26 protein-coding genes are annotated in these 26332 nt (G+C 73.1%); 14 read left to right on the plus strand and 12 right to left on the minus strand.

What is annotated here, in order from left to right; all coding sequences use genetic code 11:
- The first annotated feature begins 40 nt into the window (after positions 1–40).
- The 5 genes from OG276_RS17950 (at position 41) to OG276_RS17970 (ending at position 5458) form a co-directional block, all read left to right on the plus strand.
- Positions 41–580 (plus strand): bacterial proteasome activator family protein, encoded by a 540-nt coding sequence (locus OG276_RS17950; protein ID WP_266906713.1) that lies wholly within the window; start codon positions 41–43, stop codon positions 578–580.
- A gap of 507 nt (positions 581–1087) precedes the next feature.
- Positions 1088–2017: an NTP transferase domain-containing protein gene (locus OG276_RS17955; RefSeq protein ID WP_266906715.1), complete on the plus strand. Its 930-nt coding sequence runs from the start codon at positions 1088–1090 to the stop codon at positions 2015–2017.
- Positions 2014–3354, plus strand: a complete 1341-nt coding sequence (locus OG276_RS17960) for a molybdopterin molybdotransferase MoeA (protein ID WP_266906717.1) — start codon at positions 2014–2016, stop codon at positions 3352–3354. The genes OG276_RS17955 and OG276_RS17960 overlap by 4 nt, the downstream gene beginning before the upstream one ends.
- Entirely contained in the window at positions 3342–4442 is a 1101-nt protein-coding gene (locus tag OG276_RS17965) for a TrkA family potassium uptake protein (protein ID WP_266906719.1), read from the plus strand. The genes OG276_RS17960 and OG276_RS17965 overlap by 13 nt, the downstream gene beginning before the upstream one ends.
- 38 nt (positions 4443–4480) lie before the next feature.
- Positions 4481–5458: an NAD(P)H-quinone oxidoreductase gene (locus OG276_RS17970; RefSeq protein ID WP_266906721.1), complete on the plus strand. Its 978-nt coding sequence runs from the start codon at positions 4481–4483 to the stop codon at positions 5456–5458.
- A 239-nt stretch (positions 5459–5697) separates the two neighbouring features.
- Here the strand turns inward: OG276_RS17970 and OG276_RS17975 are convergent, their stop codons facing one another.
- Genes OG276_RS17975 through pdhA form a run of 3 tightly spaced genes read right to left on the minus strand, consistent with a single transcriptional unit; the run spans position 5698 to position 9226 of the window.
- A complete protein-coding gene (locus tag OG276_RS17975; protein ID WP_266906723.1) occupies positions 5698–7065 on the minus strand; it encodes a dihydrolipoamide acetyltransferase family protein in 1368 nt (455 codons plus the stop codon).
- Positions 7065–8078 carry an alpha-ketoacid dehydrogenase subunit beta gene (locus OG276_RS17980; RefSeq protein ID WP_266906725.1) on the minus strand — a complete coding sequence of 338 codons (1014 nt, stop codon included), beginning with the start codon at positions 8076–8078 and terminating at the stop codon, positions 7065–7067. The genes OG276_RS17975 and OG276_RS17980 overlap by 1 nt, the downstream gene beginning before the upstream one ends.
- The gene (gene pdhA / locus OG276_RS17985; protein ID WP_266912898.1) at positions 8075–9226 is read right to left on the minus strand and encodes a pyruvate dehydrogenase (acetyl-transferring) E1 component subunit alpha; all 1152 of its coding nucleotides are present in this window, start codon (positions 9224–9226) and stop codon (positions 8075–8077) included. The genes OG276_RS17980 and pdhA overlap by 4 nt, the downstream gene beginning before the upstream one ends.
- 177 nt (positions 9227–9403) lie before the next feature.
- Between pdhA and OG276_RS17990 the strand changes: the two genes are divergently transcribed.
- Together OG276_RS17990 and OG276_RS17995 are read left to right on the plus strand one after the other, a co-directional pair.
- The gene (locus OG276_RS17990; RefSeq protein ID WP_266906727.1) at positions 9404–9991 is read left to right on the plus strand and encodes an Lrp/AsnC family transcriptional regulator; all 588 of its coding nucleotides are present in this window, start codon (positions 9404–9406) and stop codon (positions 9989–9991) included.
- Positions 9992–9995: 4 nt separating this feature from the next.
- Entirely contained in the window at positions 9996–10532 is a 537-nt protein-coding gene (locus tag OG276_RS17995; RefSeq protein WP_266906729.1) for a MepB family protein, read from the plus strand.
- A 4-nt stretch (positions 10533–10536) separates the two neighbouring features.
- Here OG276_RS17995 and OG276_RS18000 read toward each other — a convergent pair whose 3' ends face one another.
- Together OG276_RS18000 and OG276_RS18005 are read right to left on the minus strand one after the other, a co-directional pair.
- The gene (locus tag OG276_RS18000) at positions 10537–11124 is read right to left on the minus strand and encodes a TetR/AcrR family transcriptional regulator (protein WP_266906731.1); all 588 of its coding nucleotides are present in this window, start codon (positions 11122–11124) and stop codon (positions 10537–10539) included.
- Positions 11121–12671: a 3-hydroxyacyl-CoA dehydrogenase gene (locus tag OG276_RS18005; RefSeq protein ID WP_266906733.1), complete on the minus strand. Its 1551-nt coding sequence runs from the start codon at positions 12669–12671 to the stop codon at positions 11121–11123. The genes OG276_RS18000 and OG276_RS18005 overlap by 4 nt, the downstream gene beginning before the upstream one ends.
- A gap of 157 nt (positions 12672–12828) precedes the next feature.
- Between OG276_RS18005 and paaN the strand changes: the two genes are divergently transcribed.
- On the plus strand, positions 12829–14511 hold the full coding sequence (gene paaN / locus OG276_RS18010; protein WP_266906735.1) for a phenylacetic acid degradation protein PaaN: 1683 nt from the start codon (positions 12829–12831) through the stop codon (positions 14509–14511).
- Here paaN and OG276_RS18015 read toward each other — a convergent pair.
- The 3 genes from OG276_RS18015 to OG276_RS18025 form a co-directional block, all read right to left on the minus strand.
- Positions 14508–15281 carry an RNA methyltransferase gene (locus tag OG276_RS18015; protein WP_266906737.1) on the minus strand — a complete coding sequence of 258 codons (774 nt, stop codon included), beginning with the start codon at positions 15279–15281 and terminating at the stop codon, positions 14508–14510. The two genes, paaN and OG276_RS18015, sit on opposite strands and share 4 nt — an antisense overlap.
- 295 nt (positions 15282–15576) lie before the next feature.
- Positions 15577–16764, minus strand: a complete 1188-nt coding sequence (locus OG276_RS18020; RefSeq protein WP_266906739.1) for an HTTM domain-containing protein — start codon at positions 16762–16764, stop codon at positions 15577–15579.
- Positions 16765–16820: 56 nt separating this feature from the next.
- Positions 16821–17519, minus strand: coding sequence for a DUF5819 family protein (locus OG276_RS18025; protein WP_266906741.1), 699 nt, complete (start codon positions 17517–17519; stop codon positions 16821–16823).
- 145 nt (positions 17520–17664) lie between these two features.
- On the opposite strand from OG276_RS18025, the gene paaA reads away from it, so the two are divergent.
- The 6 genes from paaA (at position 17665) to OG276_RS18055 (ending at position 22762) form a co-directional block, all read left to right on the plus strand.
- Entirely contained in the window at positions 17665–18714 is a 1050-nt protein-coding gene (paaA, locus tag OG276_RS18030; RefSeq protein WP_266906743.1) for a 1,2-phenylacetyl-CoA epoxidase subunit PaaA, read from the plus strand.
- Positions 18711–18995, plus strand: a complete 285-nt coding sequence (gene paaB, locus OG276_RS18035) for a 1,2-phenylacetyl-CoA epoxidase subunit PaaB (RefSeq protein ID WP_243331024.1) — start codon at positions 18711–18713, stop codon at positions 18993–18995. The genes paaA and paaB overlap by 4 nt, the downstream gene beginning before the upstream one ends.
- Positions 18992–19747, plus strand: coding sequence for a 1,2-phenylacetyl-CoA epoxidase subunit PaaC (paaC, locus tag OG276_RS18040; RefSeq protein WP_266906745.1), 756 nt, complete (start codon positions 18992–18994; stop codon positions 19745–19747). The genes paaB and paaC overlap by 4 nt, the downstream gene beginning before the upstream one ends.
- The gene (gene paaD, locus OG276_RS18045; RefSeq protein ID WP_266906747.1) at positions 19741–20268 is read left to right on the plus strand and encodes a 1,2-phenylacetyl-CoA epoxidase subunit PaaD; all 528 of its coding nucleotides are present in this window, start codon (positions 19741–19743) and stop codon (positions 20266–20268) included. The genes paaC and paaD overlap by 7 nt, the downstream gene beginning before the upstream one ends.
- Positions 20269–21450: a 2Fe-2S iron-sulfur cluster-binding protein gene (locus OG276_RS18050; RefSeq protein WP_266906749.1), complete on the plus strand. Its 1182-nt coding sequence runs from the start codon at positions 20269–20271 to the stop codon at positions 21448–21450.
- 160 nt (positions 21451–21610) lie between these two features.
- On the plus strand, positions 21611–22762 hold the full coding sequence (locus tag OG276_RS18055; protein ID WP_266906751.1) for an acyl-CoA dehydrogenase family protein: 1152 nt from the start codon (positions 21611–21613) through the stop codon (positions 22760–22762).
- Positions 22763–22780: 18 nt separating this feature from the next.
- On the opposite strand, the gene OG276_RS18060 is transcribed toward OG276_RS18055, so the two are convergent.
- The 4 genes from OG276_RS18060 to OG276_RS18075 form a co-directional block, all read right to left on the minus strand.
- Positions 22781–23125: a rhodanese-like domain-containing protein gene (locus OG276_RS18060; RefSeq protein ID WP_266906753.1), complete on the minus strand. Its 345-nt coding sequence runs from the start codon at positions 23123–23125 to the stop codon at positions 22781–22783.
- A 75-nt stretch (positions 23126–23200) separates the two neighbouring features.
- A complete protein-coding gene (locus tag OG276_RS18065) occupies positions 23201–23959 on the minus strand; it encodes a J domain-containing protein (RefSeq protein WP_266912900.1) in 759 nt (252 codons plus the stop codon).
- Between the two features lie 237 nt (positions 23960–24196).
- Positions 24197–25636: a DUF2252 domain-containing protein gene (locus tag OG276_RS18070; protein ID WP_266906755.1), complete on the minus strand. Its 1440-nt coding sequence runs from the start codon at positions 25634–25636 to the stop codon at positions 24197–24199.
- A 44-nt stretch (positions 25637–25680) separates the two neighbouring features.
- Positions 25681–26328: a response regulator transcription factor gene (locus OG276_RS18075; RefSeq protein WP_266912902.1), complete on the minus strand. Its 648-nt coding sequence runs from the start codon at positions 26326–26328 to the stop codon at positions 25681–25683.
- Positions 26329–26332: the final 4 nt, after the last annotated feature.

Genomic DNA, 26332 nt, shown 5'->3' on the forward strand with positions numbered 1-26332 from the left:
CACACCGTGTGAATACGAAGGTGTGCGAGAGAATGACGGCATGGAGATGCCGAGGAGTGAACGGTCGCAGGACAGCCCCCCGCCCGGCCTGATCGTTGGGCAGGACGGGATGCCGGTCGGCGGCGCCGATGACGAGTCGCGCGAGGTCCCGGTGACGGAGATGGTCGAACAGCCCGCCAAGGTCATGCGGATCGGCAGCATGATCAAGCAACTCCTGGAAGAGGTACGCGCCGCACCTCTGGACGAGGCCAGCCGGGTCCGTCTGAAGGACATTCACGCAGCGTCGGTGAAGGAGCTGGAAGACGGTCTGGCTCCCGAGCTGGTCGAGGAACTGGAGCGGCTCTCCCTTCCCTTCACGGAAGAGGCCATCCCCTCCGAAGCGGAACTGCGCATTGCCCAAGCCCAGTTGGTCGGATGGCTGGAAGGCCTGTTCCACGGCATCCAGACGGCCCTGTTCGCGCAGCAGATGGCGGCGCGGGCCCAGCTGGAACAGATGCGCCGCGCCCTCCCGCCGGGCTCCTCCCACGAGGACGACGAGGACGGCCCCCACGGCGCCATCCGCTCGGGCCCGTACCTCTAAAACCCACCCCGCCCCACCCCTCCGGGGCCGCCCAAGGCGGCCCCGGACCCATGTCCACGCTCCCAGCCCGCCCGGCACGCCTTCCAGCCCCGCCAACGCTTGAGACGCGGGGTCCGGGGCGGAGCCCCAGGCGGGTCCGGGCGCAGCCCGATACCCCTTCCCAGCCCGTCCGGCGTGCCTTCCAGCCCCGCCGGCGTTTGAGGCGCGGGGTCTGGGGCGGAGCCCCAGGGGGTCCGGGCACAGCCCGGTACCCCGATTCCAGCCCGTCCGGCGTTTGAGGACCGGGTCAGGGCAGAGCCCTGGGAACGGTGGAAGGGCGGGTAGGGGTCTTCGCCCCGCGCAGCGGCAAGGGTCGCTGCGCGGACTGCTGCCCCGCGCAGCGGCAAGGGTTGCTGCGGCGGCTGCGCCCCGCGCACCGGCACACCCCACGGCCGCCACCCCGGCACCGGGTAAGAACCCGGTAAACGCCGCAGCCCATCCGGCCCCAACCCCCCGCATACTCGGGGAATGACCTACGACGCCATCGTCCTGGCCGGCGGCGCCGCAAGCCGACTGGACGGAGCCGACAAACCCGGCCTCCGAGTCGGCGGCCGCCGCCTCCTCGACCGCGTCCTGGACGCCTGCGCGGACGCCCGCACCACCGTCGTCGTAGCCGCCCGCAGGCAAACGCCCAGGCCGGTGCAGTGGGCCCGGGAGGACCCCCCGGGCGGCGGCCCCCTCGCCGCACTGGACGCCGGGCTGCGGCACACCACCGCCCCGCTGGTCCTCGTACTCTCCGCCGATCTGCCGTTCCTGGACCGGGACACGGTGCACTCCCTGCTGCGAGCCCTCGACGCGCCCGAGCACCGCACCCGCGACGGTGCCCTGCTCCGGGACCCGGACGGCCGCGATCAGCCCCTGGTCGCCGCGTACCGCGCCGAGCCCCTGCGCAGGGAAATCGCCCTACTGGCCACCGAGCACGGCTCGGTGAACAATCTCCCCCTGCGCGCCCTCACCGCAGAACTCGACCTCGCCCCGGTCACCGCGGCAGCCCCACTCGCCTCCTTCGACTGCGACACCTGGGACGATCTCGCCGCCGCCCGCGCCCGAATCAGAGAGCATGGAACCGTGCTGGAGCAATGGATCACCGCCGTCAAGAACGAGCTGGGCATCGACGTCGCCGTCGACACCAAGACCCTGCTCGACCTCGCCCGTGACGCCGCGCACGGCGTCGCCCGGCCCGCCGCCCCGCTGACGACCTTCCTCGTCGGCTACGCGGCGGCCCACGCCGAAGCCACGGGCGCCGACCCCGCGCAGGCCGTGGCCGAGGCCTCCCGCAAGGCCGCCGAACTGGCCCTGCGCTGGGCCGCGGAAGGCGAGGCCGCCGGCCCGGAAGCGACCGGCCCCGCAGCCACCGGTCCCGAGGCGACCGGCCCGGAAGCGACCGGTTCCGGATGACCGCCGACCCCGACACCGACGCCGACCGCGCCCTCGACCAGGCCCTCGCGCTGGTCAGCCGCGCCCCCCGCTCCGGCGCCGCAGGCACCGCAGGCGCAGACCCCGCCACCGACACCACCGCCGGCGGCCACCGCGCCGCGCCCTGGCACCGGGCCCGGGAGACCGCGACCCGCGCCGGTTCGGCCGTCCGCGGCCGCACCCACCGGGTCCCCCTGCCGGCCGCCCTCGGCGAGGTGCTGGCCGCGCCCCTCGACGCCCTGGGCGACCTGCCGTCCTTCGACACCTCCGCGATGGACGGCTGGGCCGTCGCCGGGCCCGGCCCGTGGACCATCCGCCCCGGCGAGAGCGCACTGGCCGGGAGCGAGCGCCCCGCGCCCCTCGCGGACGGCGAGGCCGTACGGATCGCCACCGGCGCGCGGATCCCCGCGGACACCACCGCCGTGATCCGCAGCGAGCACTCCCGCGAGGCGGGCACCCTGCTGTACGCCGAACGGCCCGTCGCCACCGGCCAGGACATCCGCCCGCGCGGCCAGGAATGCCGCTCCGGCGACCTGTTGCTGCCCGCCGGGTCCCTGGTGACCCCGGCCGTCCTCGGCCTCGCCGCGGCCGCCGGGTACGACGAGCTCACCACCCGCCCCCGGCCCCGCGTGGAGATCCTGGTCCTCGGCGACGAGCTGCTCACCGAGGGGCCCCCGCACGACGGCCTCATCCGCGACGCCCTGAGCCCCATGCTCGGCCCCTGGCTGACCCGGCTCGGCGCCGAGGTCATCGCCGTCCGGCGGCTCGGCGACGACCCGGCGGGCGCCGAAGCACTGCTGGCGGCCGTCACCGGCTCGGAGGCCGACGTGGTCATCACCACCGGCGGCACCGCCTCCGGCCCCGTCGACCACGTCCACCCGGTGCTCGCCAAGGCCGGCGCCGAACTGCTCGTCGACGGGGTGGCCGTACGCCCCGGGCACCCGATGCTGCTGGCCCGCCTCGGCGACGGCCCCGACAGCCGCCACCTGGTGGGCCTGCCCGGCAACCCGCTGGCCGCCGTATCCGGGCTGCTCACCCTCGCCGAACCGCTGCTGCGCGCCCTCGCCGGACGGCGTCCGCGCCCCCGGTACGTGGTGCCCGTGGAGGGCGACGTACCGGGCCACCCGCACGACACCAGGCTCGTACCGGTCCTGCTGACCGAGGACCATGCCGTACCGCTGCGCTACAACGGGCCTGCGATGCTGCGCGGCGTGGCCGCCGCGGACGCGCTGGCCGTCGTACCCCCGAACGGGGCGCGATCCGGACAGGAGTTGGAGATCCTCGATCTCCCGTGGGCCTCAGGGGGATGTTTCACGTGAAACTTCACGGATCCGACGCGATGGCACGCGGCGCCGACGAGAAACTCGTCTCGCGCCGCATCAAACTGCCCAAGCGCATCGTCGAGAAGCCGCTCCGCCAGGTCTCCCGGCGCCTGCTGATGGCGCTGTTCGTGATGTCCCTGACGGTCCTGATCGTGTGGATCGACCGCGACGGCTATCACGACAACGCCAACAACAAGGTCGACTTCCTCGACTGCGTCTACTACGCGACCGTCACCCTGTCGACGACCGGCTACGGCGACATCGTCCCGTACAGCGACAGCGCGCGGCTGGTCAACGTCCTGCTGATCACCCCGCTGCGGGTGCTGTTCCTGATCATCCTGGTCGGCACCACCCTGGAAGTCCTCACCGAACGGACCAGGGAAGAGTGGCGGCTCAGCCGCTGGAGGAAGAACTTGCGTGAGCACACGGTCGTCGTCGGCTTCGGCACGAAGGGCCGTTCCGCCCTCCAGACCCTGCTGGCCACCGGCCTCAGCAAGGAACAGGTCGTCATCGTCGACCCCAGCGCCAAGGTGATCGACATCGCCAACGCGGAGGGGTTCACGGGCGTCGTCGGCGATGCCACGCGCTCCGAAGTCCTGCTGCGGGCCGAGATCCAGAAGGCCCGTCAGATCGTCATCGCGACCCAGCGCGACGATACGGCCGTGCTGGTCACCCTGACCGCCCGCCAGCTCAACCGCGGCGCGAAGATCGTGGCGGCCGTCCGGGAAGAGGAGAACGCACCGCTGCTGCGCCAGTCCGGCGCGGACGCGGTCATCACGAGCGCGAGCGCGGCGGGCCGCCTGCTCGGGCTCTCGGTGCTCAGCCCGAGCGCGGGCACGGTGATGGAAGACCTCATCCAGCAGGGCAGCGGGCTCGATCTGATCGAGCGTCCGGTGAACCGCAAGGAGGTCGGCAAATCGGTCCGGGACACCGACGACCTGGTCGTCAGCGTCCTGCGCGGCCACCGCCTGCTCGCGTACGACGACCCGCACGCGAGCCCCCTCCAGCTGACGGACCGTGTGATCTCCATCGTCCGGGCGGTCCCGCCGAGTTCGCCTCCGGTGGTCCTGGGCTCGGTGGAGTAACCCTCCACCCGGCGGGCCCTACCGGTAGCCTCCGGGCCATGTATGCGATCACCATCGAACAGCCCGGCGGCCCCGAGGCCCTGGTGTGGGCCGAAGCACCCGACCCGGTGGCCGGCGACGGCGAGGTCATCGTCGAGGTCGCGGCGAGCGCCGTGAACCGCGCGGACGTCCTGCAGCGGCAGGGTTTCTACAACCCTCCGCCCGGCGCCTCGCCCCATCCCGGCCTGGAATGCTCCGGGCGGATCTCCGCGATCGGGCCCGGGGTGTCCGGCTGGTCGGTCGGCGACGAGGTGTGCGCGCTGCTCGCCGGCGGCGGGTACGCGCAGCGGGTGGCCGTCCCGGCGGGCCAGCTGCTGCCGGTACCGGCGGGCGTGGACCTGGTGACGGCGGCGGCCCTGCCGGAGGTCGTCTCCACCGTCTGGTCGAACGTGTTCATGGTGGCCGGCCTGCGCCCGGGCGAAACCCTGCTGGTGCACGGAGGATCGAGCGGCATCGGGACGATGGCGATCCAGCTCGCGAAGGCCGTGGGCGCGCGGGTCGCGGTCACGGCGGGCGGCAAGGAGAAGCTGGCGCGCTGCGCCGAGCTGGGCGCCGACATCCTGATCGACTACCGCGAGCAGGACTTCGTGGAGGAGATCCGGGCAGCCACGGGCGGCGCCGGGGCGGACGTGATCCTGGACATCATGGGCGCGAAGTACCTGACCCGGAACGTGGACGCCCTCGCGGTGAACGGCCGCCTCGCGATCATCGGGCTCCAGGGCGGAGTCAAGGCGGAGCTCAACCTGGCCGCCCTGCTGGCGAAGCGTGCGGCGATCACCGCCACCACGCTCCGCGCGCGCCCCCTGGACGAAAAGGCGGCGATCGTCGCGGCCGTACGGGAACACGTATGGCCCCTGGTCGCGACGGGCCGCATCCACCCGGTGGTGCACGGCACCTTCCCCATGCGGGAGGCAGCCGAGGCCCACCGCGTCCTGGAGTCGAGCACGCACGTAGGCAAACTCCTGCTGACCACGTGAGCCGACCGGGTCAGCGGGCGCCGCTGCGCGGGACGGGGTCCCCTACCCGCCCTTCGCCCGTTCCCCGGGGCTGCGAAAATCCAGCCCCTCCGGCGTTTGAGGAGCGGGGGTCCGGGGGCCGGCCCCCGGAAACGGCGCCGCACGCGGCAAAGGGTCCGGGCAGAGCCCGGGGAACGGTGGAAGGGTGGGTAGGGGACTCCGCCCGCGCAGCGGCGCCCCCGACACCCACCCCCGCGGAGCTACAGGCTGCGCAGCAGCACCGACGGCGACTCGACGCAGTCGGCGACGTACCGCAGGAACCCACCCGCGGTCCCGCCGTCACACACCCGGTGATCGAAGGTCAGCGACAGCTGAACGACCTGGCGGACCGCCAACTCCCCCTGGTGCACCCACGGCTTCGGAATGATCCGCCCCACACCGAGCATCGCCGCCTCAGGATGGTTGATGATCGGCGTGGACCCGTCGACCCCGAACACCCCGTAGTTGTTCAGGGTGAAGGTGCCACCGGTGAGATCCGCCGGGGCCAGCTTCCCCGCCCGGGCCAGCTCCGTGAGCCGGGCGAACTCGGCCGACAGCGACTCCGCACTGCGCGCCTGCGCGTCCCGGACCACCGGAACCATCAGCCCCCGCTCGGTCTGCGCCGCGAAGCCCAGGTTCACGGCCGGCAGCCGGACGATCTCGTTCGCCGCGAGGTCCACCGTGGAGTTGAGCTCCGGGTGGCGGGCCAGCGCCGCCGTGCAGATGCGGGCGAGCAGCGCGAGCACCGAGATCTTGGGCCCGCCCGCGGCGTTCATCGCCGCCCGGGCCGCCATCAGCTCGGTGGCGTCCGCGTCGACCCAGCAGGTGGCGTCCGGGATCTCGCGCCGGCTGCGCGACAGCTTGTCCGCGACCGCGCCGCGCACCCCCTTGAGGGGGATCCGCGTGGCACCCTCCGACACGGCGGAGGCGACGACGGGGGCCGCAGCCACCGGTGCCTGCTCCGGTGCGCGCAGCGCCGTCTCGACGTCCGCGCGCAGGATCAGCCCCTCGGGACCCGAGCCGCGCAGACCGCGCAGGTCGACCCCGTGGTCCCGGGCCAGCTTGCGCACCAGCGGCGAGATGACCGGCACGGGCCCGGCGACGACGGCCGGTGCGGTGGCCGCCGGTGCCGCGACGGCGGGTGCCGCGACGGCACCCGCGCCCACCGGGGCCACGGCCGAAGCCCGCCACCCGGGAGCGGCCCCCGGCGCGGCGGAGCCGGGTCGCACCCGCCTCCGACGCGCCGGACGTGATTCGTCGGAGCCGTAACCGATCAAGGGCCGGGGCGCGCTCGCGGAGTCCGGGGTCCCCTCGGGGCCGAGGGCATCGGACGGCACGCTCACCGCGCCCACCGCCACCGTGATCAGCGGGGCGCCGACGGGCAGTTCGGTCCCCTCCTCGCCGAAGCGGGCGGTGACGACGCCCCCGTACGGGCAGGGCACCTCCACCATCGCCTTGGCCGTCTCGACCTCGACGACGGGCTGGTCGATGGCGACGACGTCGCCGACGGCCACCAGCCAGCGGACGATCTCCGCCTCGGTGAGCCCCTCGCCCAGGTCCGGCAGCTTGAACTCCATGACCTGCGGCATCAGTTCTCCCACTGCAGACGGGCCACGGTGTCCAGGATCCGGTCCACGCCGGGCAGGTGGTACTTCTCCAGCATGGGCGGCGGATACGGGATGTCGAAGCCGGTGACGCGCAGCACGGGCGCCTCCAGGTGGTGGAAGCACCGCTCCGTGATCCGGGCGGCGATCTCCGCGCCCGGTCCGCCGAAGCCGCCGGACTCGTGGACCACCACCGCACGCCCGGTCCGGCGTACGGAGGCCACGACGGTCTCCTCGTCGAAGGGGACCAGCGAGCGCAGGTCCACGACCTCCAGGTCCCAGCCCTCCTCGCGGGCCGCCTCGGCCGCCTCCATGCACACCGGCAGGGAGGGCCCGTAGGTGATCAGGGTCGCGCTGGTGCCGGTCCGCCGGACGAGCGCCTCGCCGATCCCGGGGACCGCCGCGGGCGCCTCGGGCGACCAGTCGGACTTGGACCAGTACAGCCGCTTCGGCTCCAGGAAGATCACCGGGTCGTCGCTGGCTATCGAGGCGCGCAGCAGTCCGTACGCGTCCTCGACGGTCGCCGGGGTCACGACGGTGAGGCCGGGGGTGGCCACGTAGTACGCCTCGGAGGAGTCGCAGTGGTGCTCCACGCCGCCGATCCCGCCGCCGTACGGCACCCGGATCGTGATCGGGAGCGGCATCGCGCCCCGCGTGCGGTTGCGCATCTTCGCCACGTGCGAGATCAGCTGCTCGAAGGCCGGGTACGCGAACGCGTCGAACTGCATCTCCACGACCGGCCGCAGCCCGTACATGGCCATGCCGACGGCCGCGCCGAGTATGCCGGCCTCGGCCAGCGGGGTGTCCGTACAGCGGTCCTCGCCGAACTCCTTCGCGAGGCCGTCCGTGATGCGGAAGACCCCGCCGAGCGCGCCGACGTCCTCGCCCATGACGTGGACGGTCGGGTCCTCGGCCATCGCGTCGCGCATCGCCCGGTTCAGGGCCTGCGCCATGGTCGCCGGCTTGGTGGTCGCCGGCTTCACCGCCACGGTGGTCATGATCCGTCCCCCTCTTCCTGCTCGGCCGCGTCCAGCTCGGCACGGAGCATGGCCGCCTGTTCGCGCAGCCGGCCGGTCTGCTGCGCGTAGACGTTTTCGAAGAGGTCCATCGGGTCGATCACCGGCTCCGCGTTCATCCCGTCCCTCAGCGCCGCCGCCATCGCCTCGGCCGCGTCCTTGGCGGCCTTGATGCCCGCCTCGTCCAGCAGGCCGCGCGCGGTCAGCTCGCGCTCCAGCAGATCGATGGGGTCGTGCGCCTTCCAGGCCTCGACCTCGGCGTCGCCCCGGTAGCGGGTGGCGTCGTCGGCGTTGGTGTGGGCCTCGATGCGGTACGTGACGGCCTCGATCATGGTCGGTCCGCCGCCGGACCGGGCCCGCCGGACCGCCTCGGACAGCACCTCGTGCATGGCGGCGATGTCGTTGCCGTCGACGAGGCGGCCGGGCATCCCGTACCCCACGGCCTTGTGGGCCAGGGTCGGGGCGGCGGTCTGCTTGGCGAGCGGCACCGATATCGCGAAGCCGTTGTTCTGCACGAGGAAGACGACCGGCGCCTGCCAGACGGCGGCGAAGTTCATGGCCTCGTGGAAATCGCCCTCGCTGGTGCCGCCGTCGCCGACCATGGCGAGGGCGACCACGTCGTCACCGCGCAGCCGGGCGGCGTGCGCCAGGCCGACCGCGTGCGGCAGCTGGGTGGCGAGGGGCGTCGAGAGGGGCGCTATCCGGTGCTCGCGCGGGTCGTACCCGGTGTGCCAGTCGCCGCGCAGCAGCGTCAGGGCCTGTACGGGATCCAGTCCGCGCGCCACGGCCGCGAGGGTGTCACGGTAGCTCGGGAAGAGCCAGTCCTGCTCCTCCAGGACCATGGCTGCGGCGATCTCGCACGCCTCCTGGCCGACGGTGGAGGGATATACGGCCAGACGGCCCTGCCGGGTGAGGGCGGTGGCCTGGGCGTTGTAGCGGCGGCCGCGCACCAGCTCGGCGTAGCACCGGCGCATCAGCTCGGGGTCGAGCCGGTCGGCGGCCGGGGTGCCCAGCACCCGGTACGGCTCGGGGTCCGGGAGCAGCGGGGCGGCATCCGTACGGGGCCTCCAGGCGGGCGGCGGGGTGGAGCGGTGGGACGCACCGGCACCGGGCAGCTCTTGGACCGTCATGGCGGCGTACACCTCCTCGTGGGAAGCGGGCAGGGAGGCCTCGGGTGTGAGGCCCCTCACCTACCGATTGTTCGGTTGTCCGGGCAATTTGGCTACAGGCGGCGCCAGGCTGTGGACAAAGTGGCGTCGACGCCCTGGTATGGGTGCAGGACGTCCAGGAGAGGCAGGCATCGGGCGATGACGGATGAACAAATGGCCGGAGCGGGTTCCGGGGCGGCGACCCCTGCGGGGGGCGCACTCGGGGGCGCGCCCGTACCGCCGGTAGCCCCAGGACCGGCGACGGCACCGCCCCGCCCCCTCGACCCGATCGACCGGTCGATCGTCCGGCTGCTCCAGGCGGACGGCCGGGCCTCGATACGCTCCGTCGCCGAGCAGGTCCACGTGTCCCGGGCCAATGCCTACGCCCGGATCAACCGGCTCATCGACGACGGGGTGATCCGCGGCTTCACCGCCCGCGTCAACCACGAACGCGCAGGCCAGGGCGCCTCCGCCTACATCACTCTCAAAATCGTCCAGAACTCCTGGCGCACGGTCCGCGAACAGCTCCGCGAACTCCCCGGCGCCGCCCACATCGCCCTGGTCAGCGGTGATTTCGACGTCCTGCTCCTGGTCCACACCCCGGACAACCGCACCCTGCGCGAGCTGGTCCTGACCCGCCTCCAGTCCATCCCGGAGGTCCTCTCCACGCGCACCCTGCTGGTCTTCGAGGAAACGGACCTCCTGTCCCGCGACCAGACCGCCGGCCCGACGATCAGCGAGGACTAGCCGCATGGCCCGGACCACCCCCGGCCCGCACCCGGATCTCCTCGCGGCGAAGGAGCTCGTCTACGACCCCTGCGGGTTCATCTGCTCACCGCCGGTCCCCGAAGCCGAGAGCGCCGAGTACGCCGCCCACGCCTTCACCCTCGACGGGCTCGCCGTCCGGTTCCGCGCAGCCAGGACGACCCCCACCAAGGCCGGCCAGTTCGTCACGCTGTGGCAGCGGTCCCCGGGCGGGCCCATCCGGCCCTTCGACACGGCCGACCCGGTCGACCTCTTCGTCGTCGCCGCCCGCGACGGCGACCGCACCGGCCAGTTCGTCTTCTCCATGGACGCGCTGCACCGCAACGGTGTCGTATCGGCAGACGGGTCCGGCGGGAAAAGGGCGTTCCGCGTCTACCCGCCCTGGGTGGCCGCCCCCAACCGGCAGGCCTCCGCCGCCCAGGCGTGGCAGCTCGACCACTTCCTGCCCCTGCCCTTGGCCGGGCCCGGGGCCCTGGCCCGCGCCCGCGAGCTCTACCGCCCCCGGGCCGCCCGCGGGGCGTAGCGGTTCACCGCTGGGTGCGCAGGCCGTCCAGGGCCATGCTGACCACCGCGTCCGCGAGCTGGTCGGGGGTGGTGCCCGGGTGCGGGCGGTACCACTCGACCAGCGAGTTGACCATGCCGAAGAGGAGGCGGGTGGCGAGGCGGATGTCCACGTCCGCGCGCAGGTCGCCCTCGGCGGCGGCGGCCTTCAGCAGCTCCGCGACCTGGTGGTCGAACTCGCGGCGGCGCTCCAGGGCCCAGCGCTCGGTGCGGGTGTTGCCCCGGACCCGCAGCAGCAGGGTGACGTAGGGGAGCTCCCGGGCGAGGACCTCGACCGTGCGGCGCGTGACGTACTCGACGCGTTCGACCGCGCGGCCCCGTATCGCCCCCGGCTCCGCCAGGACCGCGAAGAGCTCGTCCAGGGCCCGGCTGACGGCGCGGTGGAGCAGCTCCTCCTTGCCGGCGACGTGGTGGTAGATCGAGGACTTCGAGATGCCGGCGGCCTTGGAGAGGTGCTCCATCGAGGTGCCGTCGTAGCCGCGCTCGTTGAAGACCTGGACGGCGACGGACAGGAGCGTCTCGGGCGTGTACGTGTCCCGCTTGGCCGTGGTCATTCCGACTCCCCCGCCTCGTCGTCGGCGCCCTCTGCGTCCTCTGCGTCCTCGTCGGCCCCCGCCGCGTAGCCCAGCTTGTACAGCGCCAGCGACGGCGCGTACCGGCCGCCGGGGCAGCGCTCGTCGAGGTGGTGCAGCAGGTCGTACGCCCAGTCGCGGCCGAGCTTGTCGTGCCATTCGGCGGGGCCCGCCGGGTAGTTGACCCCGAGCCGCATCGCCGTGTCGATGTCCTCGGCGCCCGCCACCCCGCGCGCGACGGCGTCGGCGGTGAGGTCGATCAGCATCGCGACCGTCCGGGCGACGATCATGCCCGGGACGTCGCCGATGACGGAGACCTTCTTGCCGAGCTTCTGGAACAGCCCGACGGCCTCGGCGACCGTCCGCTCGCTGGTGTCCTCGCTGACGGAGAGCGCGATCCGGGTGGCGCCGCGGTAGTCGAAGGCGAGGTCGAAGTAGACGACGTCGGCGAACTCGATCGCCGTCTTGCCGTCGGCGAGCACGAGCTGCCCCTCGCCGGGGAGCTGGATGTACGGGCCCCCGTGCTCGACGGCCGTGACCGCGATCCCGGCCTCCTCCAGGAGGTCGAGGAGGCCCGCCGCCGGTCCGAGGTCACCGACGACGGTCACCTTCGCGGGCGCCTCCTCGGGGCCCGCGGTGTGCGGGGCCGCGACCTTCGCGTCGGGGCCGTACGGGTACCAGCCGTGGCCCGACTTGCGGCCCAGGCGGCCCGACTGGACCAGCCGGCGCTGCGCGAGGGAGGGGGTGAACTTGGGGCTACGGAAGAAGGACTCCCACACCGAGCGGGTGACGGCCTCGTTGACGTCCTGGCCGATCAGGTCGGTCAGCGCGAAGGGACCCATCTTGAAGCCGCCGCTCTCGCGGAGCACGGCGTCGATGGTCGCCGGGTCGGCGCCCTGCTCCTCGTACACCGCGAAGGCCTCGGCGTAGAAGGGCCGGGCGATCCGGTTGACGATGAAGCCCGGGGTGTCGGCGCAGCGCACCGGCGTCTTCCCCCAGCCCAGGACGGTGGCGTACGCGCGGTTCGCGGCGGCGGGGTCCGTCGCGAACCCGGAGACCACCTCGACCAGCGGGAGCAGCGGAGCCGGATTGAAGAAGTGAAGGCCCAGGAAGCGGCCGGGGTGCGCGAGTCCGGCGGCGAGCTCGGTGACCGAGAGGGAGGAGGTGTTGGTGGCCAGCAGCGCCTCCGGCGAAACCACCTCTTCGAGGGCCGCGAACAGGGCCCGCTTGACGGTGACGTCCTCGACGACCGCCTCCACCACGAGCGCCGCGCCGGCCAGCTCCGCCAGCCCGGCCGCCGATGCGATCCGGCCGATCGCGTCCTCGGCCTCGGCGCGGTCCAGCCGCCCCTTGGCGGCCATCCGCTCGACGCGGTCCTGGACGAATCCGACCGCGTCCGCGGCGAGCGGGGCGTTGATGTCGTAGATCAGCACGCGGTGACCTGCGAGAAGGGCGACTTGGGCGATGCCCTGCCCCATGGTGCCGGCGCCGACGACCGCCACTGTGCGGGACCGCTCGATTGCTGTCATGCCCAGATCCTCCCGCACCGACTTGTCCACAGGTCTGCCGGGCCCTCTTGTCCCGACCGATCGTTCGGTTACTCTAACTCCAGTCTGCTCTTGTTCATCCCTTCTTGCCTGCCCCGATCGCCTGATCCCGCCCGGCTCAAAGAGGAGTTGGTCCCTGATGGCCGCCGAGCTCACCGTCCCCCAGCTGTCCGCCAAGCACCGGCCCACCCTGGACCAGGCGCTGGCCACGATCCGCAGCCGCGCCTACTGGTCCCCGCACCCCGAGCACCCCAAGGCGTACGGGGAGACCGCGCCGGCCGACGGCCTCGCCGCCTTCGAGGCGCTGCGCGGCACCCGGCTCGACCTCGGGCAGCCCGGCACCGACGGCTGGACGGGCGCGGAGACCTCCCCCTACGGCGTGGAGCTCGGCGTCGAGTACCCGCACGTGGACCCGGAGGTGCTGCTGCCCGCGATGCGGGCCGGCATGGGCGCCTGGCGCGATGCCGGGCCCGAGGCGCGCGCCCTGGTCTGCATCGAGATCCTGGCCCGGATCTCGGCGCGGACGCACGAGTTCGCGCACGCCGTCATGCACACCAGCGGCCAGGCCTTCATGATGGCGTTCCAGGCGGGCGGCCCGCACGCACAGGACCGCGGCCTGGAGGCGGTGGCCTACGCGTACGAGGAGCAGACCCGCGTCCCCGGGCAGGCCGACTGGTCGAAGCCGCAGGGCAAGAAGGACCCGCTGGAGCTGGGCAAGACCTTCACGGCCGTGCCGCGCGGCATCTCCCTGATGATCGGCTGCAACACCTTCCCCACCTGGAACGGCTACCCGGGCATCTTCGCCTCCCTGGCCACAGGCAACCCGGTGCTGGTCAAGCCGCACCCGCGCGCCGTCCTCCCGCTGGCGCTGACCGTCCAGGTCGCCCGCGAGGTCCTCGCCGACGCCGGCTTCGACCCGAACCTGGTCGCGCTGGCCGTGGAGCGTCCGGGCGAGGGCATCGCCAAGGAACTCGCCGTCCGCCCCGAGATCAAGGTCATCGACTACACCGGGTCCACCGAGTTCGGTGACTGGCTGGAGACCAACGCCCGTCAGGCGCAGGTCTACACGGAGAAGGCCGGCGTCAACACCGTCGTCCTGGACTCCACCGACAACTACAAGGGGATGCTGTCCAACCTGGCGTTCTCCCTGTCCCTCTACAGCGGCCAGATGTGCACCACCCCGCAGAACCTGCTGATCCCGCGCGACGGCATCGAGACCGACGCCGGGCACAAGTCCTACGACGAGGTCGTCTCCGACCTCGCGGGCGCGGTCGGCGGCCTGCTCGGCGACGACGCGCGGGCCAACGCCCTGCTCGGCGCACTGGTCAACCCGGACGTGAAGGCCCGCCTGGAGGCCGCGGCCGGGCTCGGCGAGGTCGCGCTGGCCTCGCGCGAGGTGGCGAACCCGGAGTTCCCGGGCGCGGTCGTGCGCACCCCGGTGATGGTGAAGCTGGACTCGTCCAAGCCGGACGACTCCGCCCCCTACCTCTCCGAGTGCTTCGGCCCGGTCTCCTTCGCGGTGGCGGTCGACTCCACGGCGGACGCCCTCGAACTGCTGCGGCGCACCGTCCGCGAGAAGGGCGCCATGACGGTCGGGGCGTACACCACGTCCGCGGACACCGAGCGGGCCATCGAGGAGGTCTGCCTGGAGGAGTCGGCGCAGCTCTCGCTGAACCTGACGGGCGGGGTCTATGTGAACCAGACCGCGGCCTTCTCCGACTTCCACGGCTCCGGCGGCAACCCGGCGGCGAACGCCGCGCTGTGCGACGGCGCGTTCGTGTCGAACCGCTTCCGCGTGGTGGAGGTCCGCCGCCAGGGCTAGGCCTTCTCCTTCGGCCCACCCCAGTGGAAGAGGGTCATGGCCACGCTGGTGGCCAGGTTGTAGCTGGAGACCTGCGGGCGCATCGGCAGGGACACCAGGTGATCGGCGCGGGCGCGCAGCTCGGGCGAGATGCCGTGGCGTTCGGAGCCGAAGGCGAGCAGGCCCTCGTCCGGGAGGGTGAGGGCGCGGATGTCCTCGCCCTCCGGGTCGAGGGCGTACAGCGGGCCGGGCGGCAGCGTGCCGAGCTCCACCCGGTCCACGGTGGTGGCGTAGTGCAGGCCCGCGCCGGCCCGGACCACGTTGGGGTGCCAGGGATCCAGATCCCCCCGGGTGACCACGCCGGTGGCGCCGAAGCCGGCGGCGAGCCGGACGACGGCGCCTACGTTGCCCAGGTTGCGCGGGTTGTCGAGGAGCACGATCGGGGCCGTCCTGGGCCGTGCGTCGAGCCGGGCCCGTCCCTCGGCCCGCCCGGGCCGCACCGCGAGGGCCGCCACCCCGGTGGGGTGCACCCGCGCCACCAGCCCCTTGAGCGGCGCCCGCCGCACCAGCCGGGCGACGTCCGCCTCCACGTCCTGCGCCAACTCGCGCGCGAGCCCCCGTACGGCGTCCGGATCCTCGGCGACGACCAGCCGAACGTCCGCCCCGAACCGCAGGGCGTGCTTCAGCGCATGAAACCCGTCGAGAAGAACAAGATCTTCCCGCTCGACACCCTCCCGCCACTCCCGCTCGGTGTCCTCGATGCCGCCGGGGCCCCCATGCTGCTCACTCATACCGCCGACCCTACGGCTCCGGTCCCGCCGACCAAATCCAGCCCGTCCGGCGCTTGAGGACCGGGGTCCGGGGCGGAGCCCGGCACCCCCTCCAACCCATCCGGCGCTTGAGGACCGGGACCCGGAGCGGAGCCCGGCACCCCCTCCAACCCGTCCGGCGCTTGAGGACCGGGACCCGGGGCGCAGCCCGGCACCCCCTCCAGCCCGTCCGGCGCTTGAGGACCGGGGTCCGGGCAGCGCCCGGGGAACGGGCGAAGGGCGGGTAGGGGACTTCGCCCCGCAGGGCAGCCGGGCCTCAGCGCGGAACGGGACTGGGGAGCGCCGGCTCCGGCTCCGCGGAGGGATCCGGATCCGGCCCCGGCTCCGGAACGGACCGCCAGACACCCACCCGCCGCGCAGCGACCCACGCACCGAGCCACACCAGAAACCCGGTCGGCAAGAACACCGCGTCAGCGGCGATCATCGCCAACGAGAAGAACGGCAGCCCCAGCAACACCGCGATCCCCGCATGCTCCAGCATCATCAACGCCAGCAGCACGTTCTTGATCCGCCGGTTGAACAGCGTGAACGGAAAGGCCACCTGGACCGCGACCGTCCCGTAGGACAGCAGCATGACCAGCGTCCCGCTGCTCGCGAGGAAGGCCGAGACCCCGGGCCACGGGGTGAAGTAGTCCAGGTTCAGCGGGTAGTACAGCGCCGTGCCGTCCTGCCACCGCGAGCCCTGGATCTTGTACCACCCGGCCGTCGCGTAGATCAGGCAGACCTCCACCATGATCACCAGCATCCCGGCGTTGTGCAGCAGGTTGGCCAGGACGTCGAGGACCGCCCGCCCCTCCCCCTCCGGCTCGTAGCGGTCGACCATCCACCACAGCGCGGCGAGCACCCACAGGGCCGTGAAGACCACCAGCCAGCCGGTGCTCAGCCGCCCGGTCGCGGCCCCGTACGCGAACACCGCGCCGAGCACCCCCCACAGCACCGGCCCCGCCCGCCCGGCCGAGGCCGCGCCGAGGCGCCGTGCGCGGCGGGCGTCCAGCGACCACACCTGGGCGCAGCGGGTCAGCACGAGGTAGATCGCCATCAGGTGGATGACGTTGTCCCCGCCGTCGCCCATGAAGACGCTGCGGTTCTGCAGGGACAGCACGCCGACCGCGAAGACCACGGAGGTCGCCCGGGTGCGCCAGCCCAGCATCAGCAGGGCGGACGCCAGCACGGCCACGGCGTAGACGATCTCGAACCAGAGCGCCGAGTCCGACCACATCAGCACCGTGAAGGCACGGTTCGAGTCGATCAGCTGCCGCGCCAGCTCCCAGCTCCACGGCCCGTCCGGCCCGTACAGCTCCTGGCGGTGCGGGAACTCGCGCAGCAGGAAGAACAGCCAGGTGCCGGCGAAGCCGATGCGGACCACGGCGCTCTGGTACGGACCCAGCGCCTGCCCGCTGACCCGGGCGACCGCCCGGCCGGCGGAGGCTTTGAGCCCCCGCACACCGGGCCCCTTCACACCGGGCTCCCGCACACCGGGCTCCCGCACACCGGCCCCACTCACACCGTCCACCACGGCAGCTCCCGGTAGTACGTCTGGGTGTCGGCCTTCTCGTCGGACCACTCGGGCGCCGCGACCTCCGTCGTCGCCCCGCGCAGCTGGATCCGCACGATCCGTCCCTCGGCCAGGTGCCCGCCCTTGCCCACCGACGTATCGGCCGGCGTGCGCGGGTCCAGCCGGTCCAGGGCGATCCGGCGCAGGTACTGCTCGGAGAGTTCGCCGCGCTCGCCGGTGGACTTGTTGTCCTCGTCGTGGGAGTTGGTGAAGAAGTCCCAGGCCCGGCGGAGCTCGTTCTGCTCGGTGTGGCTCGGCAGCAGGCTGTGGCGGATGGCCGCGCCGTCCTCGGCGGAGAGCCCGCGCCAGTTGCCCGTCACCAGCAGGCCCTCGTCCGTCCGCACCTGCGCGCGGACCTCCACGGCGATGTTCTGCTGGAGCGGGTTGGGGGCGAAGAGCTTCCAGTTCTGTTCGAACTCGGGGTAGACCCAGCCGTCGATCACGCCCGCGTGCCGCTTGCTGACCGTGTTTGACGGGGCCACGTGCAGGAAGACGAGGGCCAGGTGCGAGCAGGCGGCCACCGCCACCGCGCCGAGCGCGAGGGCCGTGACGACCCGGTACGGCTTGGACAGGCCGGCGATTCCGGGCGCCCTGGGAGGGTGTGGAGCCTCACCTTCCGGGGGCTCGTGCTCGTTCGAATCCATCCCGCCCCGATCATCCGGTGTCCACAGGGTTGACCACAGAGGTTGACACCCTACGGGCCCTCGTCCCACCATTGAAGAGTACGAACCGAACGATCGGTCGGTCGGGCGGCACGAGGCGGGAAAAGACCTCTGACAGGGGGCCGTGATGGTGGCAGTGACCCCGGCAGCGACATCGGGGACCGGGGGGCGGGACGCCGGGCAGGACGCGGGGATCGGCGTGACCGCCGACCTCGGCGCGCAGCTCGCGGCGGCATTCGACGCGGCCGTGGCGGCCGACGAGCGGGTGGAGCCGCGCGACTGGATGCCCGACGAATACCGCGCCACCCTGGTCCGCCAGATGGCCCAGCACGCCCACTCCGAGATCATCGGCATGCAGCCCGAGGCGAACTGGATCACCCGCGCGCCCTCCCTGCGCCGCAAGGCGATCCTGATGGCGAAGGTCCAGGACGAGGCCGGGCACGGCCTGTACCTGTACAGCGCCGCCGAGACGCTGGGCACCAGCCGCGACGAGCTCCTCGACAAGCTCCACGCCGGGAAGCAGAAGTACTCCTCGATCTTCAACTACCCCACGCTGACCTGGGCCGACGTCGGCGCGATCGGCTGGCTCGTGGACGGCGCGGCGATCACCAACCAGGTGCCGATCTGCCGCTGCTCCTACGGGCCGTACGCGCGGGCCATGGTCCGGATCTGCAAGGAGGAGTCCTTCCACCAGCGCCAGGGGTACGAGCTGCTCCTCGCCCTCTCCCGGGGCACCGAGGCCCAGCACGCGATGGCGCAGGACGCCGTCGACCGCTGGTGGTGGCCCTCGCTGATGATGTTCGGCCCGCCCGACGCCGAGTCGGGGCACTCCGCGCAGTCGATGGCATGGCGGATCAAGCGCCACTCCAACGACGAGCTGCGCCAGCGCTTCGTGGACATCGCCGTGCCGCAGGCCGAGTCGCTGGGTCTGACCCTGCCCGACCCGGACCTGAAGTGGAACGAGGAGCGCGGGCACCACGACTTCGGAGCCATCGACTGGACGGAGTTCTGGGAGGTGCTCAAGGGCAACGGCCCGTGCAACGAAGACCGGATCGGACAGCGCCGCGCGGCGCACGAGGAAGGCGCCTGGGTGCGCGACGCGGCCGCGGCGTATGCGGAGAAGCAGGCGGCGGCCACAGCCGCCGCGGCGACCATCGGAAGCGAGGCTCGGGTATGACGCAGAACTGGCCCCTGTGGGAGGTGTTCGTCCGCTCGCGGCGCGGCCTCTCGCACACGCACGCGGGCAGCCTGCACGCCCCCGACGCGGAGATGGCCCTGCGCAACGCCCGCGATCTCTACACCCGGCGCGGCGAGGGCATCTCCATCTGGGTGGTGCCCTCCACGGAGATCACCGCCTCCTCCCCGGACGAGCGGGACCCGTTCTTCGCCCCGTCCGCCGACAAGCCCTACCGGCACCCCACCTTCTACGAGATCCCCGAGGGGGTGCAGCACCTGTGACGAGCACCGAGACGAGCAACGCATCAGGGACGGCCACGGTGGCGGCGGCCCTGGCCCTCGGCGACGACGCGCTGATCCTTTCGCACCGCCTCGCCGAGTGGGCGGGCCACGCGCCCGTCCTGGAGGAGGAGGTCGCGCTCGCCAACATCGCCCTCGACCTGCTCGGCCAGGCTCGTGTCCTGCTGTCGACGGCCGGAGACGAGGACGAGCTGGCCTACCTCCGTGAGGAGCGGTCCTTCCGCAACCTCCAGCTGGTCGAGCAGCCGAACGGCGACTTCGCCCACACCATCGCGCGCCAGCTCTACTTCTCGCTCTACCAGCACGAGCTCTACGGGGAACTCGCGCTCGGCGACGGCCCGTTCGCGCCGCTCGCCGCCAAGGCGGTCAAGGAGACCGCCTACCACCGCGACCACGCCGAGCAGTGGACGCTGCGGCTCGGCGACGGCACCGAGGAGAGCCGGCGCCGCATGCGGGCCGGCCTGGACGGGCTGTGGAAGTACACCGGGGAGATGTTCCGGCCGGTGGACGGGCTCGACGGGGTCGGCGGGATCGACTGGGCCGCGCTGGAAGGCCGCTGGCTGGCCGCGCTGGGCGGCGTACTGGAGCGGGCCGGACTGGAGCTGCCCGAGGGACCGCGGCACGGCGCCTGGGCCGCGGGAGCCGGCCGGCAGGGACTGCACACCGAGTCGTTCGGCCGCCTGCTCGCGGAGATGCAGCACCTGCACCGCAGCCACCCGGGGGCATCGTGGTGACCGGCACCAGTGCCGGCGCGGGCACCGGCACCGACAGGACCCGGCTGGAGGTGGAGCTGGCCGCGCTGGCCGGCTCCGTCCCCGACCCCGAACTGCCCGTGATCACCCTCTCCGAGCTCGGCGTGATGCGCGGGGTGCGGATGCACGAGGACGGCCACGTGGAGGTCACCCTGACCCCCACCTACACCGGCTGCCCGGCCATCGAGGCCATGTCCGCCGACATCGAGCGGATCCTGACCGACCACGGCATACCCGAGGTCCGGGTCCGCACCGTGCTGGCCCCCGCCTGGTCCACCGACGACATCAGCGCCGAAGGCCGCCGCAAGCTGGCCGAGTTCGGCATCGCCCCGCCGCGGCCGCACGCCGCCGGCGGACCGGTTCCGCTCACCCTGTCCGTCCGCTGCCCCAACTGCGGATCGACCGACACCGAGCTGCTCAGCCGGTTCTCCTCCACCGCATGCAAGGCGCTGCGCCGCTGCACCGCCTGCCGCGAACCGTTCGACCACTTCAAGGAGCTGTAGATGGCCGTGTCACCGCCGTCGCCCACGCCGGTGTCGCCTGCCGGCCCGGCGGCCGACGCGTCGGCGCGCCCCGTACGCCACGGCGCGTTCCACGCCTTGACGGTGACGGCGGTCGACCGGCTCACCGATGACTCCGTGGCCCTGACCCTGGCCGTCCCGCCGGAGCTGCGCGCCGAGTACCGGCACGCCCCCGGTCAGCACCTCACCCTGCGCCGCGGCGGTTCCGGTGCGGCGGCCGGCACGGCAGTGCCGTCGGAGGTTCGGCGCACCTACTCGATCTGCTCCCCCGCCCCGGCCGCGGACGGGCCCGGGCCCGCCGTGCTGCGGGTCGGGGTGCGGCTGGTGGAGGGCGGGGAGTTCTCCTCCTACGCCCACAAGGAGATCGCCGCCGGGGACGTCCTGGACGTGATGGTCCCGGCCGGCCGGTTCGTCCTGGACCCCGCGGCGGCGCCGCCCGCCGCGCACTACGCCGCGATCGTCGGCGGCAGCGGCATCACCCCGGTGCTCTCGATCGCCGCCACCCTCCTCGCCGCCCGCGCCGACGCCCGGTTCTGCCTGGTGCGCAGCGACCGCAGCGCGGCCTCGACGATGTTCCTGGAGGAGGTCGCCGACCTCAAGGACCGCTATCCCGACCGGTTCCAGCTCGTCACCGTGCTGTCCCGGGAGGAGCAGGAGGCCGGGCTGCCCTCGGGCCGGCTCGGCGAGGAGCGGCTGACGGAGCTGCTCCCCGCGCTGCTGCCGGTCGCGGAGGTGACGGGCTGGTTCCTGTGCGGGCCGTACGGCCTGGTGACGGGAGCGGAGAAGGCGCTGGGCTCGCTGGGCGTGCTGCGCACCCGGGTCCACGAGGAGGTCTTCCACGTCGAGGACACCGCCCCGCCCGCGCGCACCGTTTCGGCGGACGCCACCCGCGGCCGGGTCACCGCGCGGCTCGACGGCCGCTCGGGCACCTGGCCGGTGCGCGACGGCGAATCCCTGCTCGACGCGGTGCTCCGGGCCCGCGCGGACGCCCCGTACGCCTGCAAGGGCGGGGTGTGCGGCACCTGCCGGGCGTTCGTCGTCTCGGGCGAGGTGCGGATGGACCGCAACTTCGCGCTGGAGGAGCAGGAGACGGAGGCCGGGTTCGTGCTGGCCTGCCAGTCACACCCGGTGTCGGAGGACGTGGAGATCGACTTCGACCGCTGAGCCCGCCGCTGCCGTCCGCCTGCTGTGCCTTTTCAGGCTGTGCTTTTTCAGGCTGTGCTTTTTCAGGCTGTGCTTCTTCAGGCTGTGCTTCTTCAGGAACGTGTTCTATCTTGACGCACCGTCAGGCAGAGCACGATTCGGGTACGCGGGAGGACAGGCAGTGGACTTCACCTTCACCGAGGAGCAGCAGGCCGCCGTCGAGGCGGCCAAGGCCGTGTTCGCGGACGTGGCCCCCGACGGCGTGCCCAGCCCCGCACTCACACCGAGGGCGGTGGCCGATGAGTTCGACCGCGAACTGTGGGCCAAGCTCGCCGACTCCGACCTGCTGAGCCTGGTCCTGACCGAGGAGCACGGCGGCTCCGGACTCGACGCCATCGCCCTGTGCCTGGTCCTGCGCGAGGCCGCGAAAGTACTGGCCCGGGTGCCCCTGCTGGAGCACTGCGCCACCGCCATGGCCGTCCAGGCCCACGGCAGCCCCGAGCTGGCCGCCGCCCTGCTGCCCGGCGCCGGGCGCGGCAGCGTCGTCCTCACCGTCGCCGCGCACGGCCGCAGCGGCCACGACCCGGCCGAACTGGCCGTCACCGCACGGCAGGAACGGCAGGGCGCAGGCACCTGGCTCCTGGAGGGCCTCCAGACGGCCGTCGCCTGGGCGCACAGCGCCGACTGGATCGCCGTACCGGCCCACACCGGGGAGGGCGAGGCGCTCCTCGCGTTCGTCCCCCGGGGCGCCGAGGGCCTGTCCCTCGCGGAGCAGTACTCCACCAGCGGGGAGCGGCTCGCCGAGCTCACCCTCGACGGCGTACGGGTCCCGGCCACGCACCTGATCGATGCTCCCGGCGCCTGGGACCACCTGCGCCAGCTCCTGGCCACCGGGACCTGTGCGCTCGCGCTCGGCCTCGGCGAGAACGTGCTCACCATGACCAGCCAGTACACGAGCAAGCGCGAGCAGTTCGGCTTCCCGGTGGCCAGCTTCCAGGCCGTCGCCGTCCAGGCCGCCGACCGCTACATCGACCTGCGCGCCATGGAGGTCACCCTCTGGCAGGCCGCCTGGCGGCTCGACGCCTCCACGGGCGGAGCGGGCGGACCGCTGCCGAGCGCCGGCGATGTGGCCGTGGCCAAGATCTGGGCCTCCGAGGGCGTACGCCGCGTCGTGCAGACCGCACAGCACCTGCACGGCGGCTTCGGCGCCGACACCGACTACCCGCTGCACCGCTACCACGCCTGGGCCAAGCAGCTGGAGCTCCAGCTCGGCCCGGCCGCGGCCCACGAGGAGGCGCTGGGCGACCTGCTGGCCGCCCACCCCCTCGCCTAGGCCGTCACCGGGCCGGCATCAGACGACGAAGCCCGGGACGCCCGCGTCGGTGACGACCGGGCGGCCCGCGGCCTCCCAGTCCTGCATGCCGCCGGCCACGTTCACGGCGTCGATGTCCTGGCCCCGCAGGTACTGGGCCACCTGGGCGGAGCGTCCGCCGACCCGGCACATCACGTAGACCGGGCGCTCGTCCTCGATCTTCTCGGTCAGCTCACCGATGCGCGCCACGAACTCGCTCATCGGGATGTGCAGCGCGCCCTCGGCATGACCGGCCGCCCATTCGTCGTTCTCGCGAACGTCGAGGACAAAGGCTTCGGAGGGCAGGGCGGAGGCGGCCACCGAGGGAAGCGGTCCGGAGTTCATGTCTGTCGCCTTCTCTCGTCACGGATAGCTGAGCCAACCTATCCGACCGGGCCGGCCGGCCCTGCCGCCGCGGGGTTACTCGGCGGCGAGCGCCGCCAGCTCCGCCTCACGCTTCTCGACGTCGCCGAGCAGCTGCTCGGCAATCTCCTCCAGCAGCCGGTCCGGGTCCTCCGGCGCCATCCGCAGCATGGACCCGATCGCGCTCTCCTCAAGCTCCCGGGCCACCACCGACAGCAGCTCCTTGCGGCGCGAGAGCCACTCCAGGCGCTCGTACAGCTCCTCGCTCTCGCTCAGCCGCTGCTCGGCCGGCGCCGGGCCCTCCGCCCATTCCTGCGCCAGCTCGCGCAGCGCCTGCTCCTCGCCGCGCCCGTAAGCCGCGTTGACCCGCACGATGAACGCATCGCGCCGCTCACGCTCGGCCTCGTCCTGGGCGAGGTCGGGGTGCGCCTGACGGACCAGCTCGCGGTAGAGGCGGCGCACCTCCTCCGAGGGGCGCACCCGCTCCGGCGGCCGCACCGCGCGGTCCGTGAGCATCGCGGAGGCGTCGGCGGACATCCCGTCCGAGTCCATCCAGTCGTGGAACAGCTCGTCCACCCCGGGCATCGGCATCACCAGCGAGCGGGCATCGCGCGCACGGCGCAGGTCCTCCGGGTCCCCGGTCCTCGCCGCCTTCGCCTCGGCGATCAGGGCGTCCAGCTCGTCGAGCCGCGAGTACATCGGTCCGAGCTTCTGGTGGTGCAGGCGGGAGAAGTTCTCCACCTCCACCCGGAAGGTCTCCACCGCGATCTCGAACTCGATCAGTGCCTGTTCGGCGGCCCGCACGGCGCGCTCCAGGCGCGCCTCGGGCCGCTCGTCGGCAGCGGGGCCGGGGCCTTCGCCGGAGCCGGGCTCGGACGCTTCGGGAACTGTCTGCTCGCTCACCCGGCCAGCCTAAGGCCCCGGGGCCCGGGTGTTTCACGTGAAACATCGACCGGTTTCACGTGAAACATCCCGGCTACGGACTCGGTTCCCGGGCCCCGCCCGCTCAGACCACGGGCCACTCAGACCCCGCCCGCTCAGACCCCGGACTGCTCAGACCCCGGACTCCGCCGCGATCCGCCCCGACCGCACCGCCGCCACCAGCACCGCGTGGTCGGCCTCGCTCCGGTCGGCGTAGGCCACGGCGAAGTCGGCGATGGCCTCGTCCAGCTCGTCGCTCTTGCCGCAGTACCCGGAGAGCAGCCGCGGATCCGCGCTGTGCGCGTGCGCACGCGCCAGCAGGGCTCCGGTCATCCGCCCGTAGTCGTCGAACTGGTCGGCGGACAGCGCCGCCGGGTCCACGCTGCCCTTGCGGTTGCGGAACTGGCGGACCTGGAAGGGCCGCCCCTCCACCGTCGTCCAGCCCAGCAGGATGTCGGAGACCACCTGCATCCGCTTCTGCCCGGCCACCACCCGGCGGCCCTCGTGCTCCTCCGGCGGGGAGACGAAGCCGAGCCCGGGCAGGTGCGGCAGCAGCGCGGAGGGACGGGCCTCCTTCACCTGGAGGACCAGCGCCTCACCCCGGTGGTCGAGCAGCAGCACCACGTACGAGCGGGTACCGACGCTGCCCGTGCCCACCACCCGGAAGGCCACGTCGTGGATCGCGTACCGGGCCAGCAGCGGCAGCCGGTCGCCCTGCAGGGTCTCCAGGTACGGGCCCAGCGCGGCCGCCACGGCCGCCGCTTCCCCGTCGCCGACCCGGCGCAGCACGGGCAGCGCGTCCACGAAGGCCCGGCCCCCGTCGGGCGTGGGCTCGGTGGACTTGGCGGCGAACCGGGCGGAGGTGTTGTTGCGGGCCTTCTCCGAGACCCGTTCCAGGGTGCCCAGCAGGTCACGGGCATCGGTGTGCGAGACCAGTTCCTCGTCCGCGATGGCGTTCCACGCGTCGAGGGCCGGCAGTTTGGACAGCAGCCGCATCGTGCGCCGGTAGGCGCCCGCCGCGTCCTGCGCGGCCGCCCGGCAGGTGGCCTCGTCCGCGCCGGCCACCCGGCCCGCCAGCACCAGCGAGGTGGCCAGCCGCTTGAGGTCCCACTCCCACGGGCCGAAGACGGTCTCGTCGAAGTCGTTGAGGTCGATGACCAGCCGGCCGCGCGCGTCCCCGTACAGGCCGAAGTTGGCCGCGTGGGCGTCCCCGCAGATCTGCGCGCCGATCCCGGTGACGGGACCGCCGGAGAGGTCGTGGGCCATCAGCCCGGCCGCCCCGCGCAGGAAGGTGAAGGGGTTCGCGGCCATCCGGCCGACCCGTATCGGCGTGAGCTCGGCGACCCGGCCGACGTTGGACTCCTCCACCGCCCGCACCGCGTCCGGCCGGTCGGCCGGGGCCTCGAACCGCGCGTGCGCCGCCCGGGGCACCAGCGTGCGCAGCGCCTTGCCCGCCTCCCGGGGATTGCCGGCGGGCGAGCCCGCGGAGCGGCGCGGAGCGAACCCCTCGACCACCGGGATCCGTACCTTCGACTCCGGTCCCACGCCATGCTGCTGCGCTACCGCCGTCATGCGCCCCGCCCCCTGATCGCCATCGGATTTCGGCCCGACCGTACCTACAGCCCGGCGTCCCTGGCCAGCAGGGCCGCCTGCACCCGGTTCTCGCATTCCAGTTTCGCCAGGATCCGGCTCACATACGTCTTCACCGTGGCCTCGCTCATGTGCAGCCGCCGCCCCGCGTCGGCGTTCGACAGCCCCTCCCCCAGCAGCGCCAGCACTCCCCGCTCGCGCTCGCTCAGTTCGGCCACCCGGCGCCGCGCCTGCTCGTCCCGGCCGGCCGTCCGGCCGGACGCGAGCTGGTCCACCACGTGCCGGGTCGCGGCCGGAGACAGGTACGCGTCCCCCGCCGCGGCCGCCCGTACGGCGCCGATGAGTTCGCCGGGCGCCGAGTCCTTCAGCAGGAACCCCGCGCCGCCGCCGCTCAGGGCCCGCAGCACGTTCTCCTTCTCCCCGAAGGTGGTCAGGATCAGCGCCCGCACCTCGGGCGCCGCCCGCCCGAGCTCGGCCAGCGCCGTCAGCCCGTCCATCACCGGCATCTGGATGTCCAGCAGCACCACGTCCGGGCCGTGCGCCCGGGCCAGTTCCACCGCCTCCCGGCCGTTCGCCGCCTCGGCGACGACCTCGATGTCCGCCGCCGAGGTCAGGATCATCCTGATCCCGGCCCGGATCAGCGGTTCGTCGTCAGCGATCACCACGCGGATCACCTTG

The organism is Streptomyces sp. NBC_00086, from assembly GCF_026343255.1.
Lineage (GTDB): Bacteria > Actinomycetota > Actinomycetes > Streptomycetales > Streptomycetaceae > Streptomyces.